The sequence below is a fragment of the Nocardiopsis sp. NPDC055551 genome, assembly GCF_053619415.1.
On record NZ_JBSHJJ010000014.1, the window covers coordinates 69,117 to 85,959 of the forward strand.

Here is a 16,843-nt window from a genome sequence, read left to right on the forward strand (position 1 = left end):
GGGCGGGGTTAGGAGGTCACAGGGTCAGCAGGAAGTCCGCCACGTCCGAGCGGATCTCCGCGGTCGCCTCGGGGTCGATGTCCCAGGCACCGAGCTCGTCGAGGGAGGCGGCGTCCTCGGGCTGGTCCATGTCGGTGCGGACCGGGTAGTCACCGGGGACGTAGAAGGGCTCGTAGCCGGCGCCGCCGGTCGCGGAGTCGTCGCCCATGAGGAAGTCCGCGACCAGGCGTGCGGCGGCGGGGTTCTCGGAGTCCTGCACCATGCCGATGTAGGCGGGGAAGGTGATGCCGAGCGAGGGGGTGGTGTCCAGGGAGGCCTGGAGCGCCCAGCCCTCCTCCTCGTTGTCCCGGCGGTCGGAGTAGGACGTGATGCCGACCGGCGGGTCCTCCTGCCCGGTCTGGCCCACGGCCGCGTTGACGTTGTCCGTGTCGTCGACCAGGACCAGACCGTTGGCGTACAGGTCCTTGATGAACTGCGCTCCGGCGTTCTCGACGTCGTCGTCGAGTTCGATCTCGGACCCGTGGAGCTCCTGGTAGGCCTGGGCCATCTCCTCGGACTGGCGGACGATCTCCGTCATGAGGTCGAGGTAGTCGCCGCGTACCCCGGGGTCGACCATGACGACCTTGCCGTTCCACTCGTCCTCGGTCAGCTGCCACAGGTTCTCGATCGGGCTGCCGTCGGGGTGGGCCTCCTCGTTGTACATGAGGATCTTGGTCGAGAGTCGGTTGGCCAGCAGCGGCTCCTGGTACTCCTCGGGCACGGAGTCCGCGACGCGCTGTGGCACGTGGTTCCGCAGGATGCCGCTCGCGAGCAGTTCGGTGATGACCACCGGCGCGTCGGAGATGTAGGCGACGTCCGCCGATGGGGTTCCGGCCTGTGCCTCGGACTGCAACCGGGTGATCTGCTCGGAGGAGGAGATGTCGTGGCCGACGAAGTCGATGCCGGGGTACTCCGCCTCGAAGGCCTCCTCGACCGAGGTGATGCGTGAGGTGAAGGAGTAGACGGTGACCTCTCCCTCCTCCTCGGCCAGTTCGACGAGTTCCTCATGGGTGGCGTCGTCGAGTTCGTGGGATTGGGCGGCCGCGTCGGCGTCGGGGGTCTGGGGAGTGCCGCCACCGCAGGCGGCGAGCGTCACGACGAGTGGGAGGGCGATGGAGGTGGTGAGCAGTTTCGAGGAGCGCATGACAGTCCTTTGTGTCGGTTTTCGCGCATGGGGGAGCGAGACCGGTGCGAACCGGCCGTCGTGTGGAAGGGGGGACCGAGGTGTCAGTCGAACGCTGTGAGCAGGTCGTCCAGTCGGTCCAGGGCGGGCAGGATGGTTTCCGGGTGCCGCTGGGCGATGGTGAGCACGATGGCGTTCGCGATCATCATCGGGACGCTCAGGGAGGAGAAGCCCTCCTGATGCCCGCGCGGGGCCGAGAGCACGGTGGTGGGAGCCGGGTCGAGGGTGTGGAGGGTGTCCGTGACGAGCACGGAACGAGCCCCCACCTCGGCGGCGTGGGCGTATAGATCCGTGAGGTTGCGTGGAGCGCGACGAAACGCGAACGACACCACGACGTCGGAGTCCGACATCGCCAGGACACGCTCGGCGACCTGCCGGCCGGGGCCGAGGAGGTTGACCGCGTGCATCCCGAACCGTCGCAACCGACTATCGAGAAGCTCGGCCAGGACCCCCGCGTTGCCGCGGGCGAAGAGGTAGACCACGCGCGCGCCGACGAGGCGGTCGGCGACCTCGTCGATCCGTGCCTGGTCCACGTGGTGGGCGACCGCGGCGAGGGAGTCGAGTTCGGTGGCAAGGAGTGTGTCCAGGACACTGCTCTGACCCTGCTCTCGAAGTTCCGCGCGGAACCGGTCGCCGGCACCGTTGAGGTGTGCTTCGTGGGCTTCGCGCAGGTCTTCGCGTAGTTCCAGGTAGCCCTGGTACCCGAGCCGTTGCGCCAGCCGGGTGGCGGCGGCGGGGTGGACCCCCGCACGTTGGGCGACCTCTCCGCCCCGCCACAGCGGGGCCTCGGCCGGGTTGGAGAGAAGTTCGTCGAGAAGGACGCGATCCGACTTGGTCAGCCGGTCGCGGTACCTGTTCATTCGCTCCTGTAGGTTCACGACGCCCACATTACGAGCAATTTTTCTTGCGACAAGGTGTGAGATGGCAATTTTAGTTGCAGTTCATGAGGGCTTCACCGTCCCACCTGGAGGTTGGCGCCGTGTTCACCCGAGCGCCCGTGCTCAGCCGGTGTCTCCCGGTCCCTCTTCGGGAGGTCGTGCCTTGGCTTTGTCACGCCAGGGTTGGGGGAGTGGTTTACCGGCGCGCAGCCAGGCGTGGAGGGCGTCGAAGGCCCGGTCCGCGACACGCAGGGCGTCGAGTGCTTGGGCCGGGTCGTCAGGGATGTGGCGTAGCGCGGCGGAGAGTTCGTCGAAGAGGAAGTCGGTCTGCTCCTGAGGTGTGGTGGTGGCGTGCCGGTCGGTCATGGCAACCGGTCCAGGAGCTCCCGCGCCAGTTGCCGGCCCAGGGCTTCCTCGCAGCCCTGGGCCGCCAAGCGGACGGCGGAGCCGGGACGTTCGGGAAGGTGTCGCACCCAGCCGTCATCGGTGAGGTGGACGGTGACCCGGCGGTAGCCGAACTCCACGGTCACCGATCCGTCGTCGGGATTCTCCCAGGGTGCGAGCCCGCGTCGCCGCAAGGCGGAGAGCAGCGCACACAGCGCGATTTCTTCTGAGTCTGTTACGGGGTCTTTACGAGGAGTCATGGTCCGATGGTGTGCACTCCAAGAGGCATCTCACAGGGTTTCGATCAAACTTGGGATTTGCTGTGCGAGGTTGGAGTCTTGAGGGTAAAAATGAAGACGTGGCCCCCAATGATTTCGCCGAAGCCCTCGCTCGATTGCGTGAAGTCGCAGGTCTCACCCAGTTGCAGTTGGCCAAGAGATCTCAGACGGCGCACTCATCCGTGAACCGTTGGGAAAAGGGTGGCTCCCTCCCAAAACGGGACAACGTTGAAGCCTTGGATGAAGCCCTACAAGCAGACGGGACACTGCTGGCGGCTTGGCGTGCCGTGACCACGGGCAACGGATTGCCTGAGTGGGCCAGGAACCTTGACGCCATAGAGAGAGCGGCAAGACAGGTGACGATCGTGGCTCCCGCGCTCGTGCCCGGCCTGCTTCAGTGCTCCGAGGTGGCTCGGGGGGTGTTCCGGGCGGCGCATCCGCTCGCCACCTCGGACGACCTCGACCGATTGGTCGCGCTGCGTACCGGCAGGTTGAAGGAACTCCCCGAACTGGAAGTGACCGCTGTCTTTCCGGTGACGGCCGTCTCCGCTCTCACCGAGCCGCTCCGTCGGGCCCAGGCGCTTCATCTCATTGAGTGGGTCGAAACCGGGCGTGTGGGCGTCCATCTCGTACCAGAGGGGACAACGCTGCTGGCGCCTTCCGCTCCACTGATGCTGTTCCGTCTCGCTTCGGGGGAACTGGCGGTCGTGAGCGATCACGCTGACGGTAACGTGATCCACGAAGACGGTTCGCATGACAGGCTGTCCAGTCAGGCCACCGCAGCGCTGGCAGCGTCTTTGCCACTCACATTCTCACTCGAAGTACTGAGGAAGCTCACATGAACACCACCTCCGAATGGCACAAGTCCAGCTACAGCGCTAATGGTGGAAACTGTGTCGAGCTGCGCGAGGGTGTTGACGGAGCGGACGTGCGTGACACCCAGAACCGCGAGGCCGGGCACCTGACCTTTGCCCGCGATGAATGGGTGGCATTGCTGTCCGGGGTGCGCTCCGACTTGCGCTGACTCATAAACCACAACGGCCCTTCGCTCCGGCGAGGGGCCGTTTCCGTGTTGGAGGTCCTCAATCCATTCCTGGATCCGGTGCTGTCTTCGTGGAGCCTCGCCTATCGCTGGTGGCCGGCCCGTGAGGAGTTGTCGAAGTGCCTCACTTAGCCGTCTCGCCGCAGGCCCCCGCAACGGCCCTTCGGTGATCAGCGGGCGAAACGCTTGAGAGACTCGGTGTACAGGGCGACCCCGAGGCCCGGAATGGGGACGGCCTCGCCATGGAAATGGGTGCTGCGTTCCAGGTACTGACCGTGGGCGGGGCGGCTGTGGACTACGACGGTGTTGGTGTCGCGATCCACCAGCAGGTAGACGCCGATGCCTGTCGCCGCGTAAGCGGCCGGCTTCTCGACACGGTTCCGGTCGTGGGCCTGCCCTTCAGGGCAGGCGTATGCGAGGGGTCCCGCAGAACCTACCCGGGCCGATCGCCGGGCTCTGTGGAATGGCCTCGCCGAGCGTGTTACGCGAAGGGTCGAAGGTGGCCTTGAAGCGGGTCGGGGCTTTCCAAGGCCCATCTTGGAAAGGGGTTTGGGTAGGAATCCCAGCTCTCACTGCGGTCAATAAGCTGGCATATCGATCCAAATCGAACCAATCGGGAAATGCCGACATTGTGAACCGGTGGGGCCAAACTCCACTCTCGGGCAAGTGTGGATTTGAGAGAAAGACCCACGAACTCGGTTTAGTTCGGCTAGCTTGAATGTCGACAAGAAAAAACCCGACCGGGTGCAATCAACACCAGGTCGGGTTTTGGTCGACGCCTGCGCAAACAGGTGTGTCGGCCGTGCCACCTACCTGTACGCACCAGGAAGGCGACTCGCTGTGAACTCTACCGCCTCGGCCCCCGCCACCACAGCCCAATCGCCGAATCCGCCCGGTCTTTCTCCGGCCCGCAAGCGTCGCAAGGGTGAGTTCGAGGGCATCGGCTTCATCCTCTCCCTGTGGGTTCAGCGGCTGTACCGCAAGGGGCGGCTGCCCACGGCCCGCTCGTTCCTGTTCCTGGTGGCCCTGGCCGAACTGGTGGACGTCGACGGCCGCTGGAGCTTCTGTTACCTGGAGAACCTGCCCGAACGCTGTAATGGGTTCCTCAGCGTCAGCAGCATCAAGCGGGCCATCGAGGACCTGATTGAGGCGGGTCTGATCCGCAAGTTGAGCCGTTCGGAGACGCTGGACTTCTTCGCCGCCGACATCGCCCGTGGCCGTTCCATCTACCGGCTGCCGTGCGTGCTGGAGGTCCTGGTCCCGGCCGAGGTCTACCCCGAGCCGGTTTTGGCCGAGATCAACGCCTGCCGGGAGAGCCTGGGGGAGGAGCCGCTCACCCCGCACAATCGTCCCCCTTTGAAGCGGATACCGAAGGCCGGGACCCGAGCTCAGAATGGGCTGGGCCCCAGCTCAGATCGAGCTACAGACTCTTTTGATGGCGACTGTTCGGGGAATGGGGTGGGTGGTTCCGTCCGTGGCAGCGAAACCACAGAGGAAGAAAATCGGCAAAGGCGGCAAAAGTCGGAAAACGGACCGCACGGAATCATCGATCGCATTCATGATCGGTTCCTGTCCGATCCGCAAGCCGACCGACAACAGCTCGGCGAAGCGGTGGACCACCTCCTGAGTCAAGGCCTGAGCGTGGGGCAGACGCGAGCCCTACTTTCGGGGCTCGACGGGGTGCGGCGGCCCTTCCCGGCCCTGATGATCCGAATGCGCAGTCTGCAAGCCGCCCACGCGTTCCTGGCCGGAACCCTGGGCAGGGGCATGGACGCTTCGGGGCCCTCGTGGGCGGGACCGCCCACGATTTGGCCGACCACCGGCGAGCCCGAACCCTTCGCCCTACCCGAACGGTTCCTGCTGGACAGCCAGGGCAAGGCCGACCAGACCTGCCCGGTGCACCAGAGCACCCGTAACGAACCCGGTGGCACCTGTGCGATCTGTGGCCGGCGGTGTCGGTCGGTGCCGAACGAACTCATGCACGATCCTCTGCCGGAAACGACCGCTCCATCCGAGGACCGGAGGTCCGCTCCCATCGCACTGAAAGCGGTACCGGAACTCCCCGCCGTCCCCGAGGAAGGGCTGGATCCGGCACTTCGAGCGCTCATCGCCGCCTCCTTGGAGAGGGCGGGCGGATCGGCTCCGCCGCCGCCCTCGGTACCCGACGCCGGCCCATGGAAGACCCTGGGCTCGGGCATCTCGCCCACGAGCCGGACCGTCCTCGACGGACTGCGCACGGAACTCGGCAAGGGGCGCGCCGAGGGCCTGGTCCCGCCACCACGAACGGCCCTGGATCTGACGACTGCGCGGGCGATGTGGGGTGTTCCGGAGTCGTCCGGGACATGATTGGTCCTCCACGATGACACCCGATGTAATCTACGAGGTAAAGGTGCCGGGTCGGTGGCGTCGCACGATCGTCCCCGGACATGCGAAGACCGGGGTGGCCACCTGGACGGTGGGGCCACCCCGGTCGGGTCACACGCTCCCGGTTCGGGTCACTGCGAGGCGAGCGCCCCGGTGATGGAGGTACGCGCCGCCCGGCGAGCGGGCAGCAGGGAGGCGACCAAACCGGCCACGATCGCGATGGCCAAGAACGTGGCCACCTGACCGATGGGGAACCCGAAGACGATGTTGGGCAGGGTCGCGGAGATGGCAGCCCAACCGAATACCACGCCGAGCAGGACACCGATGCCGGCACCGATCAGGCACAGCAGCACCGCCTCGACCCCCAACATGCGGCGCATTTGTGCCTTGTTCAAGCCCAGGGCCCGCAGGATCGCGGACTCGCGGGTGCGCTCCAGCACCGACAGCGCCATGGTGTTGGAGATACCGAACACCGCGATGATGATGGCCAGACCGAGCATCGCCGCGATCGCGTAGAAGGCGATGTCCAACATGTCCTCGAACTGCTGGCGCATCTCGCCCATGGACATGACGTTCAGGGTCGGGTGGTCGTCCACCGCGGAGTAGACGACCTCGCGCAGCTCCGAGGACGACGCGGAGTCACTGCCCCGGATCATGACGCTGGAGTCACCCGTGATCTCGGGAACCACCTGCTCGTAGTCGGCCGGGTCCAGGTTGACGCCGTAGAACATCCCGGTGTCCGCGACCACGGCAGCGATCTCGAACTCGTGTTCGGGATCGCCCAGGGAGATGGTGTCGCCGGCTTCGAGGGATCCTGCCCGCTCCTCGGTGATCAGCACGCTGCCCGGGCCGAAGTCGGTGAGGTCGCCCTTGACCACGTCGACCTCGACCTCCTCGCCCACGGTGGCGCCCACCACGGAGGACACCGGGACGGTTCCGTCGTCGTTGGTGATCCTGTCGTCATCGCTGTCCACGGAGTCGAAGCGATTGGCGAAGACCTGATCGATCTCCGAGCGCGCCGCCAGGTCCGAACGCACCGACTCGGGGATGGTGCTCAGGTCGGTGCCGCCGACCTCCTCGGAGGTCTCCTCCGTGCCTTCCTCCGCTGACTCGCCCCCCAGGTCCAGCATCGGCGAGAGCTGGTAGTCCACGGGGTACTTACCGTCCAACTCCTGGGCGATGCTCTCCTGCATGGTCGCGTTGATCACCGAGTATCCGGTGATGAGGGTGGCGCCCACGGTCAGGGCGATCATGGCGGTGGCGGCGCGGCGCGGGCTGCGGGTGGAGTTGTCCACCGCCAGTCTGCTCGGCACACCGACGTGACGCAACGGGACACCGATCAGACCCACGATGGCGCGCACCAGCAGGGGGCCGAGCACGACCACGCCCAGGAAGGCGACGATGGCGCCGACGGCCACGATCCACATCGCCGAGCTGTCGGGGTCGCCCTGCAGCCCCAGCGCCACGATCCCGCCGGAGACCAGGAACAACAGGATCCCCATGACCGCGCGCAGCTTGCCGGTGCCCTTCTCCATGCCGGCCGCGGTGGCGCTGGTGCTCAGCGCGGCCAACGGGGGCACTCGGGTGGCGCGCATGGCCGGGACCATCGCGGAGAACACGGTGATGGTCACGCCCACGGTCAGACCGATGATCACGGCGGTCGGGCTGATCACGGTGGCGACGTCCATGTCCTCACCCATGAGTGGGCCGACGAAGCGGAACCCCAGCATCCCGAGGCCGACTCCGGCCAGTACGCCCAAGGTCGAGGCCACCAGGCCGACCACGAAGGACTCGGTCAGCATGGAACGGAAGACCTGGCCGCGCTTGGCTCCCACGCAGCGCAGCAGGGCCATCTCTCGCTGGCGCTGGGCGACGAGGATCGCGAAGGTGTTGTAGATGACGATGCCCGCGACGAAGACGGCGATGAGCGCGAACAGCATCAGGCCGGTGCGGATCATATCGGCGCTCGCGCCGGCCTGAGCGGCCATCTCATCACCGAACTCGGTGGAGGTTTTCACGTCGGAGCCCTCACCGAGCACCCCGGCCACGGCGGTGGCGAGGTCCTCTTCGGAGGTCCCGTCGGCGGCCAGGGCGTCGATCTCGTGGTAGCCCTCGGCGCCGGTCACCGACGCGAAGGCCTCGGGGGTCAGGATGAAGGCTCCACGGTAGCTCAGCTCGGAGCCCACCCCCACGTCGAGCAGGCCGGTGACGGTGAACTCCTGCTCCTGCTGCTCGGCGTCGAGCACGGTGACCGAATCGCCCACCTCGAAACCGGTCTGGTCACTGATGGTGGTGGCCAGAACCATCTCGTCGTAGCTGTCGGGAAGTTCCCCCTCGGTGATCTCGTAGCGGGTCACCTCTTCCACGGCCATGGCCTCGGGAGGAACATGACTGAAGGCGCGTCCCTCGGCGTCCAGGAGCAGGCCGGGGCCTTGCCGAACTCCGTCGGCATCGGCGACCTCGGGCAGGTCCCGGATCTGGTCGAGCTGTTCTTGGGTGAAGGGCTCCGGATCCTCCCAGGTCCCGTCCTGGGCCTCCAAAGCCTCGGGGACGGCGATGGTGTCGACGCTGGAGGCCGACCCCATCACGGACTTCTCGTAGCTGGCCTTGAGGGTGTCGGCGAAGACCATGGTGCCGGAGATGAACATGACTCCGAGCAGGATGGCCAGGGTGGTGGTGACGTAGCGGGCCTTGTGCATGCGTAGGCCGGCCAGGGTGGTGCGCAACATGGTGGCTCAGGCCTCCAGCTTCAGCAGGCGCTCGGAGACCAGCTCGGCGGTGGGGTCGCTGACCTCGTCCACCAGACGCCCATCGCGCAGGAACACCACACGGTCGGCGTAGGAGGCGGCGACGGGGTCGTGGGTGACCATCACGATGGTCTGGTTCAGATCACGAGCCGAATCGCGCAGGAAGGTGAGGATCTCGGCGCCGGAGCGGGAGTCGAGGTTACCGGTGGGCTCGTCGGCGTAGACCACCTCGGGGGCGTTGAGCAGGGCACGGGCCACGGCCACGCGCTGTTGCTGGCCGCCGGAGAGCTTGGCGGGCAGGTGCCCGAGGCGATCGCGCAGCCCCACCACGTCGACGATGTGGTCGAAACGGGCGGGGTCGACCTTGCGCTTGGCGATCTGGGAGGGCAACAGGATGTTCTGCTCGGCGGTCAGCATCGGCAGCAGGTTGAAGGACTGGAAGATGAACCCGATCCGGTCCCGGCGCAGCAGGGTGAGGTCGCCATCGCGCATGCCGGTGATCTGGGTGCGCCCCAGGTGCACACTGCCGGAGGTCGGAACATCGAGCCCGGCCAGGCAGTGCATGAGGGTGGATTTACCGGACCCGGAGGGGCCCATGATCGCGGTGAAGGCACCGCGGTGGAAGTCGACGTCGACGCCGGCCAGGGCGTGGACCTGGGTGCCGCCGGTGTCGTAGGTCTTGGTCAGGGCCCGGGCCACCACGACCGGAGGGGCCTGGATGGGGGACTGGGGTTGTGCTGACGGCATGCTCACGGCGGGTGACTCCTGGATGGGACGGTGACTGGTCGACTCCGGTAGGGCGGACCTGAACCGGGCGTGTTCATCACGCTAGGTCCGCGAAGGTGCCCGAAACCTCCACCCACAGGCCGAACCGCTTGTCGGCCAAAGGCATGATGCGGGGCGGGTTCGCGACGCCTAAGTGGGGGAGGGCCCCCTACTTTCGTCGGGGGTTCCACCGGGGGCGCGTTCCGGTACGGACCCGGGCCCGGGTCCGTACCGGGGTGTGTGAGGTGGGTGTTCGGCGTGTGGCGGTCCCGTGGGCGTGAATCGGTGGGGGTGGCCGACGGGGAGCCGGGCTCGCTGGTCCCGGGCACTTCGATTTCGATTGTGAATCTACGTCGTCAAGGTGCTGGTTCGGATCTATTCACACCCTTAGAAGTCATGTGACTCAAGTCACGTCAAGGCCCTGTCAGGAACACGCGAGCCGTCTCGTTCAAGGGGCACACGAACGGACAGGAGCAAGCTCATGCGACACCGCGTCATCGTCCTCGGGGCCGGCTACGCCGGAGCCGCCGCGACCGGATACCTCGCCCGTCACCTGCACCCCGACGACGTCCACATCACCGTCGTCAACGCCGAATCCGACTTCGTGGAACGAATGCGCCTGCACCAGGTCGCCGCCGGACGACCACCGCGTCGCCGCGGGCTCGCGGACATGTTCGCCGGCACCGGCGTCCACTTGAAGATCGCCCGGGTGACCGCTCTGGCCCCCGAGCGACGGACCGTCACCGTGGTGGGGGAGTCGGGCACCGAGGAACTGGAGTACGACACCCTGCTGTACACACTGGGCAGCACCATCGCCGACCACGGTGTGCCGGGAGTACGCGAACACGCCTTCCACGTCGCCGGACGGCCCGCCGCCGAACGGTTGCGGCAAAGGCTGGACACACTGGAGCCGGGCGGCCGAGTGCTCGTGGTGGGCGGCAACCTCACCGCGGTCGAGGCCGCCACCGAGATCGCCGAAGCCCACCCGCGGCTGCGGGTCGCCCTGGCCACCACCGGCGAGCCGGTCGGTTGGTCGGGCTCCCAGGCCCGAGACCACCTGGCCCGGGCCTTCGCCCGGTTCGGCATCGAGGTGCACGAACACACCACCATCACCAAGGTCGGAGAAGGGGAGGCCATCGCGGCCGATGGCCAGGTGTTCGAGACCGACGTGACCGTGTGGGCGGCCGGGTTCGCCGTCCACCCCATCGCCGCCGACAGCGGACTGGCGGTGGCCGCCGATGGTCGGATCAGCGTCGACCGGCGGATGCGCTCGGTCTCCCACCCCCAGATCCACGCCGCCGGAGACAGCGTCCACGCCATCGACGACCACGGTCGGCCGCTGCCGATGTCCTGCGCCTCGGCCGGATTCACCCGGATGCAGGCCACGTCCGCGATCATCGCCGAGCTGACCGGGACCGAACCCGCGAAGGTCCCGCTGTCCTACCTGGGCAACTGTGTCAGCCTCGGCTCCCGGGACGCGTTCTTCCAGGTGGTCGACGGCCGGGCCCGCCCCAAGACCTGGGCGCTGCGGGGATGGGCGGCCACCAGGGTCAAGTCGGCCGTGCTCCGCACCGTCGCCTGGAGCATGGGTCACCCCACCTTCGGGCTGCCCACACGCAGACGCCGGATCCGGCCGGTGTCCGTCGATACGGGGAAGGTGGTCGCCGACTAACGTGGCCTTCGTGGACACCGTCACCGTTGAACGGTTCGAGGCCAACCGCGACCGGTTGGCCTCCCTCGCCTATCGCCTGCTCGGCTCGGCCGCCGACGCCGAGGACACCGTCCAGGACGCCTACCTGCGTTGGCAGGCCTCCGACCCCGCTCGCATAGAGGTGCCCGAGGCGTGGCTGACCAAGGTGGTCACCAACCTCGCCCTGGACCGGCTCCGGTCCGCGCAGGTCAGGCGGGAACGCGCGGCCGGCGACTGGTTGCCCGAACCCCTGCTGGACGGAGACCCGATGCTGGGCCCGGCCCAGACCGTCGAACAACGCGAGTCGGTGACCCTGGCGGTGTTGCTGCTCATGGAGCGCCTCAGTCCGGTCGAACGCGCCGTCTACGTGCTGCGCGAGGCGTTCTCCTACAGTCACGCGGAGGTCGCCGACATCCTCGACATCACCGAGACCTCCAGTCAGCAGCATGTGCACCGTGCCCGGCGGCGGGTGGCCTCGGAGAGGGTCGCGGGGGAGGCCGACCGTTCGGCTGCGCGGCGCATCGTCGAGGCGTTCGTCGAGGCCGCGTCCTCGGGTAGGACCGAACGGTTGGTGGAGTTGTTGACCGACGACGCCACGGTGGTCAGCGAGGGTGCCGGTGTGGGCGGCAAGCTGATGCGCCGCACGGGTGTGGGACCGATCGCCGCGAACCTGCGGGCCGGTTTCAAACCGACCCCGGCCAAGCGCAGGCTCGTCGGTGGGTCGCCGTCGATCCACGCGGCCGTGGTCAACGGAACGCCCGCCATGGTCGCGGCGCTGGGGGACCGGGTCGTGGGTGTGGTGGCCCTGGGACTGCGGGAGGGCAAGGTCGTGAACCTGGTCGGTGTGTCCTCCCGGGGCCGGTTGGAACGCCTCAACGAACTCTGGCGTCGCGCCGAGCACGACGACCCGCTCATCGAACAGTGGTGACCCGGGTCCTTCGATGGCCGTTCCGCGCCGAGGCCGGTACAAGGAGCGCTCACGCGGACGAGTATGCCCCGGTTCGGTCGGTGGGGGCGGGCAGGTCGAGGGGGAGTCGCCCGTCGGTGTCGGTCTCGGCGACGGGGGGCTCTCGGCCGGCGTCGCGGGGTGAGCCCGGGCGGTTCAGGCCGTGGCGGGCGGCGATCTCGCGTACCGCCGAGGTGACGATGCGCCGGTAGGAGGCGCGGGCGTAGGAACCGTTGCCGTACAGCTCCCGATACAGCGGTACCAGGCGCGGGTGTTCGCGTTCGAGCCAGGACCGATACCACTCGCGGGCGCCGGGGCGCAGGTGCAGCACGATCGGGGTCAGGCGTTGGGCTCCGGCCTCGGCGATGGCGGCGACGGTGCGTTCGATCTGCTCGACCGAGTCGGTCAGACCGGGCAGGATCGGCGCCATCAGCACCGAACACTTCAGCCCCCGGTCGGCCAGTCGGCGCACCACGTCCAGGCGGGCCCGGGGCGCGGGGGCGCCCGGTTCCACGGTGCGCCAGACCTGTTCGTCGACCGAACCCACCGAGACCGCCAGCCCCACCTCGGTGACGCGGGCGGCCTGTTCGAGCAGGTCGGCGTCGCGCAGGATCAGGGTGCCCTTGGTGAGGATGGAGAAGGGGTTGGCGGCGTCGCGCAGCGCGGAGATGATCTGTGGCATGAGCCGGTAGTGGCCCTCGGCCCGCTGGTAGGGATCGGTGTTGGTGCCCATGGCGATGTGTTCGCCCCGCCAGGAGGAACGCGCCAGTTGGGCGCGCAACAGCTCGCCGGCGTTGGTCTTGACCAGGATTCGGGTGTCGAAGTCCCGGCCGCTGTCCAGGTCCAGGTACTCGTGGGTGCGTCGGGCGAAACAGTACACGCAGGCGTGCGCGCACCCCCGATACGGATTGATGGTCCACCGGAACATGGGGTCGGCGCCGGGGACGCGGTTGATGATGGAGCGGGCCCGGATCTCGATGGCGACCGGTTCGCCGTCCGCGCCCGCCTGGATGGGCGCGGGGGAGGGCGCGGTGAGCCCGGCCCGGCCGCTGCCTCGGGCCGGTGATGTGGTGGGTGCTTCGAACAGTGCGGTCTGTCCTGAGTCGCTGTCTTCTCGCAGGTTCTCCCAGCGCATGCCCTGATTCGAACATGTTTTCGAATGACTGTCCAGTCTTCCGACAGGGCAGGGATTCTCGCGGGGGAGAGGGCGGGCCGTCCACAGGCGCGAGGGGCCGAGGTGGCGCGGGAGGGTTCGCGTGGTGTCCCATTGATATGGGGGAGCCACGGTCTTCGCCCACTTCGCGCTGCCCACACCTCGAACGACCCCCGTCGCCCCACCACCCCGGGCACCTCGGCGGTTCCGCCGACTCCAGGCCCGGCTAGTCCAGGTGACGCGCCAGGTACGCGCTCGTCCAGCGCTGCATCCCACGTCCCTGAGCGTCCTGGAACCCCGGCATGGTCTCCTCGGGGTCGATCAGGATGAGGGTGTGGCCGGCGTCGATGAGTTTGGTCGCCATCGCCGCCGACGTGCGGCGCGCCACCGGCAGTACTTCGTCCACCCGACTCATGTCGAAGATGACCAGGTCGGTGGAGGGCGGGTTGTGGACCAGTTCGTGCACCAGCGCCTCGATGCTGCTCAGCACCATGTCGCCCTGGAGCACGTAGATGGTGGCAGGTTCACCCTCGACCGTCTCCTTTCGGATTTCGCGCAGCGCCGAACGCGCCGGCCGACCCGGTTCCATCAGGTGCAGGCCCAGGTCCTGTGAGAGCTTCTCCATCATCACCACGCCGCGGGCGCTGTTGCCGTGCTCGTCCAGCCGGGGTGAGAACGCCGCCACGCCCACCTGTCCGGGAAGTACCCCGATGATGCCGCCGGCCACGCCGCTCTTGGCGGGGATGCCCACCGAGGTGAGCCAGTCCCCGGCCGCGTCGTACATGCCGCAGGTGGTCATCACGCTCAGCAGGTGCCGGGTGGTCTGGCGGCCGAACAGTGACCGGCCGGTGTTGGGCTGGACTCCGCCGTTGGCCAGGGTCGAGGCCATCAGGGCCAGGTCGCGCACGGTGACCGAGGCCGAACACTGGCGGATGTATCCCTGCACGGCGGCGGCGGGGTCCTTGGACAAGCGTTCCGAGGCGTGCAGCAGGTAGGCCAGACCGAGGTTGCGGTCGCCGGTCGCCAGTTCGGAGGCGGCCAACGACTCGTCGATCACGATCGGCCGTTGGGCGAGTTCGGAGTAGAGCGCGAGCAACCGGTCCACCGCCGGCGCCGGTTCGTCGTGGATGAGCGCGTGGGTGGCGATGGCCCCGGCGTTGATCATCGGGTTGCGCGGTTTGCCGGTCTCGGGGTCCAACGAGAGTTCGTTGAAGGCCTCGCCACTGGGCTCCACACCGACACGGTCGAGGATGTCGTCCAGTCCGCGGTCCTCGATGGCCAGCGCGTAGGCGAACGGTTTGGACATCGACTGGATGCTGAACTCATGGTCGGCCTCTCCGCTCGCGTACACGGTGCCGTTGACCGTGCACAGGGCCACCGCCACGCGCTCGGGGTCGGCGGCGGCGAGTTCGGGGATGTAGTCGGCCGGGGCCCCGGAATCGACGTGGGCGGTCTGGGCGATGATGTCGTCCAGGTAGTCCATGATCGGTGAGCGCATCGGGTTCCCCTCGTGGACGCTGTGCCGTGGAGGCACCCTTGGCCGACTAACCCCACGGTAACCACGATCGTGCCCGCGCCCGGGCCGACATGCGCGCACACCCCTTCGGCGCAGCGGCGGCGGTACGGTCGAGGCGAGGAGGCGCCGGCGATGGACGACTACCGGGCATGGCGCGGTCCCCGCACGGGGGCGACGCTGTGGCGGGTTCGGACCGGCTCCGGCGAGGTGCGTATCCTGCCCGACGCCGTCATGGACCTGATGTGGTCCAAAGGCCGCTTCCTGTTCGCCGGCGCGGACACCACCGCCATGGTCTCTCCGGGCGAGGACGGTGCGGTGACCTGGGGACTGAGACTGGCCCCCGGCGTGGCGTATTCGCTGTTGGGTGTCCCCGCCCTTGAGTTGACCGATCGGCGCTTGGAGTTGGAGGAGCTGACCACGATCCCGCCCCGAATCAGGGAAAGCGCTTACGGTGATCCGGTCGCGGCGTTGGAGGACCTCTACGTGACGCTGTGGCGACGGACCGAACCCGACCCGATCCTCTTGAACCTGGCGGAGTCGTTGGACCGCTTCGCCCGGGCCGGGCTCGACGTCCCCGACCTCGCGTACCGGCACGAGATGTCCGAACGTACCCTGCGCCGCCTGGGCGACCGCGTCTTCGGGTACGGACCCAAGACCCTGACCACCATCCACCGTTTCCAGCACGCGCTCCACCTGGCACGTTCCGGCACATCGTTGGCCCAGGCGTCGACCGCGGCCGGCTACGCCGACCAGTCCCACTTGAACCGCGACGTGCGACGCCTGGCCGGAACGACCCCCGGAGACCTCCTGGGCCGAGGCCGGCCGATTCCTTCAAGACGATCGGCTCCGCGCATGACACCGTCGACGGCATGAGCATCGACATCGACCGGGCCACCTCGTTCATGACGGCCCACGCACGTGTGTTGGATCGGCGCCGCTTCGCCCTGCTCACCGGCGAGGCCACCGAGCGCGACCGGCGGGCCGTCCTCGCCGCGCTGGAGGGCTACCGCAACGACGACGGCGGCTACGGCTGGGGGATCGAGCCGGATCTGCGCGCCCCCGAGAGCCAACCGGCCGGCGCCCTGCACGCACTGGAGGCCATCGCCGAAGCCGGACCCACCACCACGCCCGCGACCCTCGGGTTGCTCGACTGGCTGGACTCGGTGACCCTGCCCGACGGCGGCCTGCCCTTCGCATTGCCCGTCGCCGATCCGACCGCGTGCGCGCCCTTCTGGGCCCAGGCCGACCCCCGGGTGTCGTCGTTGCAGATCACCGCGGCGGTCGCGGCCCAGGCCCTCCGCGTGGGGCGATTCGACGCCGAGGCGAGGACGCATCCCTGGACCGCGCGAGCGACGAGGTACTGCCTGGACGCGATCGCCCGAATCGAGGAGGCCCCGTTCGCCTACGTCCTGTTATTCGCGCTGGGGTTCCTCGACGCCGCCGCGGACACACATCCCCAGGCGCGTGAGCAGCGGGCGCGCCTGGCACGGTTCGTTCCCGCCGATGGGGCGCTCCCGGTCGAGGGAGGCACCGAGGGTGAGACGCTCCACCTGCTGGACCTGGCGCCCTTGCCCGAACACCCGATGCGCGATGTCGTCGACGCCGCCGCCGTCACCCGTGACCTGGACCGTTTGGAGCGGGGCCGGCGCCCAGACGGGGGTTGGGCCGTCGACTTTTCGAGTCACTCCGAAGCCGCGGCCCTGGAGTGGCGCGGGTACACGACCGTCTCCGCGGTGGCCGTTCTTCGCGCCAACGGCCGATGAGGCGCGAGGTCGCCTGAGGGCTCATCCCGGGAGTGGGGCGGTAGGGCCGGGGAGGGGAGTTGAACCGTTTCCGCTCTGGGGATAGCGTCCGTGGT

15 protein-coding genes and 1 pseudogene are annotated in these 16,843 nt (G+C 68.1%); 7 read left to right on the forward strand and 9 right to left on the reverse strand.

Going from position 1 to position 16,843, the window contains the following annotated elements:
- Window positions 1-16: 16 nt before the first annotated feature.
- The 4 genes from ACWGSK_RS23380 to ACWGSK_RS23395 all read right to left on the reverse strand — a co-directional run bounded on the left by ACWGSK_RS23380 (window position 17) and on the right by ACWGSK_RS23395 (window position 2,744).
- Window positions 17-1,183 (reverse strand): ABC transporter substrate-binding protein, encoded by a 1,167-nt coding sequence (locus tag ACWGSK_RS23380; protein WP_067599626.1) that lies wholly within the window; start codon window positions 1,181-1,183, stop codon window positions 17-19.
- A gap of 83 nt (window positions 1,184-1,266) precedes the next feature.
- Entirely contained in the window at window positions 1,267-2,109 is an 843-nt protein-coding gene (locus ACWGSK_RS23385) for a MurR/RpiR family transcriptional regulator (protein ID WP_067599636.1), read from the reverse strand.
- 114 nt (window positions 2,110-2,223) lie between these two features.
- Window positions 2,224-2,466 carry a hypothetical protein gene (locus ACWGSK_RS23390; RefSeq protein WP_452456746.1) on the reverse strand — a complete coding sequence of 81 codons (243 nt, stop codon included), beginning with the start codon at window positions 2,464-2,466 and terminating at the stop codon, window positions 2,224-2,226.
- Complete coding sequence (locus tag ACWGSK_RS23395; protein ID WP_358506088.1) at window positions 2,463-2,744, reverse strand: hypothetical protein; 282 nt, start codon at window positions 2,742-2,744, stop codon at window positions 2,463-2,465. Before ACWGSK_RS23395 ends, ACWGSK_RS23390 begins: the two co-directional genes overlap by 4 nt.
- Before the next feature lie 98 nt (window positions 2,745-2,842).
- On the opposite strand from ACWGSK_RS23395, the gene ACWGSK_RS23400 reads away from it, so the two are divergent.
- Together ACWGSK_RS23400 and ACWGSK_RS23405 are read left to right on the forward strand one after the other, a co-directional pair.
- Window positions 2,843-3,604, forward strand: coding sequence for a Scr1 family TA system antitoxin-like transcriptional regulator (locus tag ACWGSK_RS23400; protein WP_358506086.1), 762 nt, complete (start codon window positions 2,843-2,845; stop codon window positions 3,602-3,604).
- Window positions 3,601-3,786, forward strand: coding sequence for a DUF397 domain-containing protein (locus ACWGSK_RS23405; RefSeq protein WP_067603829.1), 186 nt, complete (start codon window positions 3,601-3,603; stop codon window positions 3,784-3,786). Before ACWGSK_RS23400 ends, ACWGSK_RS23405 begins: the two co-directional genes overlap by 4 nt.
- A 188-nt stretch (window positions 3,787-3,974) precedes the next feature.
- Here the strand turns inward: ACWGSK_RS23405 and ACWGSK_RS23410 are convergent.
- Window positions 3,975-4,193 (reverse strand): annotated as a pseudogene (locus ACWGSK_RS23410) (Uma2 family endonuclease); the annotation flags it as partial.
- Between the two features lie 451 nt (window positions 4,194-4,644).
- Here ACWGSK_RS23410 and ACWGSK_RS23415 point away from each other — a divergent pair.
- Entirely contained in the window at window positions 4,645-6,150 is a 1,506-nt protein-coding gene (locus ACWGSK_RS23415; protein ID WP_452456747.1) for a hypothetical protein, read from the forward strand.
- Window positions 6,151-6,299: 149 nt separating this feature from the next.
- Here the strand turns inward: ACWGSK_RS23415 and ACWGSK_RS23420 are convergent, their stop codons facing one another.
- On the reverse strand, window positions 6,300-8,897 hold the full coding sequence (locus tag ACWGSK_RS23420; RefSeq protein ID WP_358506080.1) for an ABC transporter permease: 2,598 nt from the start codon (window positions 8,895-8,897) through the stop codon (window positions 6,300-6,302).
- 6 nt (window positions 8,898-8,903) lie between these two features.
- A complete protein-coding gene (locus ACWGSK_RS23425) occupies window positions 8,904-9,662 on the reverse strand; it encodes an ABC transporter ATP-binding protein (protein ID WP_358506216.1) in 759 nt (252 codons plus the stop codon).
- 499 nt (window positions 9,663-10,161) lie between these two features.
- Between ACWGSK_RS23425 and ACWGSK_RS23430 the strand changes: the two genes are divergently transcribed.
- Complete coding sequence (locus tag ACWGSK_RS23430) at window positions 10,162-11,352, forward strand: NAD(P)/FAD-dependent oxidoreductase (RefSeq protein WP_358506077.1); 1,191 nt, start codon at window positions 10,162-10,164, stop codon at window positions 11,350-11,352.
- A 10-nt stretch (window positions 11,353-11,362) separates the two neighbouring features.
- The gene (locus tag ACWGSK_RS23435; RefSeq protein ID WP_358506074.1) at window positions 11,363-12,298 is read left to right on the forward strand and encodes a sigma-70 family RNA polymerase sigma factor; all 936 of its coding nucleotides are present in this window, start codon (window positions 11,363-11,365) and stop codon (window positions 12,296-12,298) included.
- A 49-nt stretch (window positions 12,299-12,347) separates the two neighbouring features.
- Here the strand turns inward: ACWGSK_RS23435 and ACWGSK_RS23440 are convergent, their stop codons facing one another.
- Together ACWGSK_RS23440 and glsA are read right to left on the reverse strand one after the other, a co-directional pair.
- Complete coding sequence (locus tag ACWGSK_RS23440) at window positions 12,348-13,451, reverse strand: Rv2578c family radical SAM protein (protein WP_452456748.1); 1,104 nt, start codon at window positions 13,449-13,451, stop codon at window positions 12,348-12,350.
- A 244-nt stretch (window positions 13,452-13,695) separates the two neighbouring features.
- The gene (glsA, locus tag ACWGSK_RS23445) at window positions 13,696-14,967 is read right to left on the reverse strand and encodes a glutaminase A (protein WP_452456749.1); all 1,272 of its coding nucleotides are present in this window, start codon (window positions 14,965-14,967) and stop codon (window positions 13,696-13,698) included.
- A gap of 150 nt (window positions 14,968-15,117) precedes the next feature.
- Between glsA and ACWGSK_RS23450 the strand changes: the two genes are divergently transcribed.
- Window positions 15,118-15,858, forward strand: a complete 741-nt coding sequence (locus tag ACWGSK_RS23450; protein WP_452456750.1) for a helix-turn-helix domain-containing protein — start codon at window positions 15,118-15,120, stop codon at window positions 15,856-15,858.
- A complete protein-coding gene (locus ACWGSK_RS23455; RefSeq protein WP_452456751.1) occupies window positions 15,855-16,748 on the forward strand; it encodes a hypothetical protein in 894 nt (297 codons plus the stop codon). The genes ACWGSK_RS23450 and ACWGSK_RS23455 overlap by 4 nt, the downstream gene beginning before the upstream one ends.
- Window positions 16,749-16,843: the final 95 nt, after the last annotated feature.

Coding starts and splice junctions, on each gene's coding strand:
- ACWGSK_RS23380 (WP_067599626.1), bottom strand. CDS start 1,183: ATGCGCTCCTCGAAACTGCTCACCACCTCCATCGCCCTCCCACTCGTC.
- ACWGSK_RS23390 (WP_452456746.1), bottom strand. CDS start 2,466: ATGACCGACCGGCACGCCACCACCACACCTCAGGAGCAGACCGACTTC.
- ACWGSK_RS23395 (WP_358506088.1), bottom strand. CDS start 2,744: ATGACTCCTCGTAAAGACCCCGTAACAGACTCAGAAGAAATCGCGCTG.
- ACWGSK_RS23405 (WP_067603829.1), top strand. CDS start 3,601: ATGAACACCACCTCCGAATGGCACAAGTCCAGCTACAGCGCTAATGGT.
- ACWGSK_RS23420 (WP_358506080.1), bottom strand. CDS start 8,897: ATGTTGCGCACCACCCTGGCCGGCCTACGCATGCACAAGGCCCGCTAC.
- ACWGSK_RS23425 (WP_358506216.1), bottom strand. CDS start 9,662: ATGCCGTCAGCACAACCCCAGTCCCCCATCCAGGCCCCTCCGGTCGTG.
- ACWGSK_RS23430 (WP_358506077.1), top strand. CDS start 10,162: ATGCGACACCGCGTCATCGTCCTCGGGGCCGGCTACGCCGGAGCCGCC.
- ACWGSK_RS23440 (WP_452456748.1), bottom strand. CDS start 13,451: ATGCGCTGGGAGAACCTGCGAGAAGACAGCGACTCAGGACAGACCGCA.
- glsA (WP_452456749.1), bottom strand. CDS start 14,967: ATGCGCTCACCGATCATGGACTACCTGGACGACATCATCGCCCAGACC.
- ACWGSK_RS23450 (WP_452456750.1), top strand. CDS start 15,118: ATGGACGACTACCGGGCATGGCGCGGTCCCCGCACGGGGGCGACGCTG.
- ACWGSK_RS23455 (WP_452456751.1), top strand. CDS start 15,855: ATGAGCATCGACATCGACCGGGCCACCTCGTTCATGACGGCCCACGCA.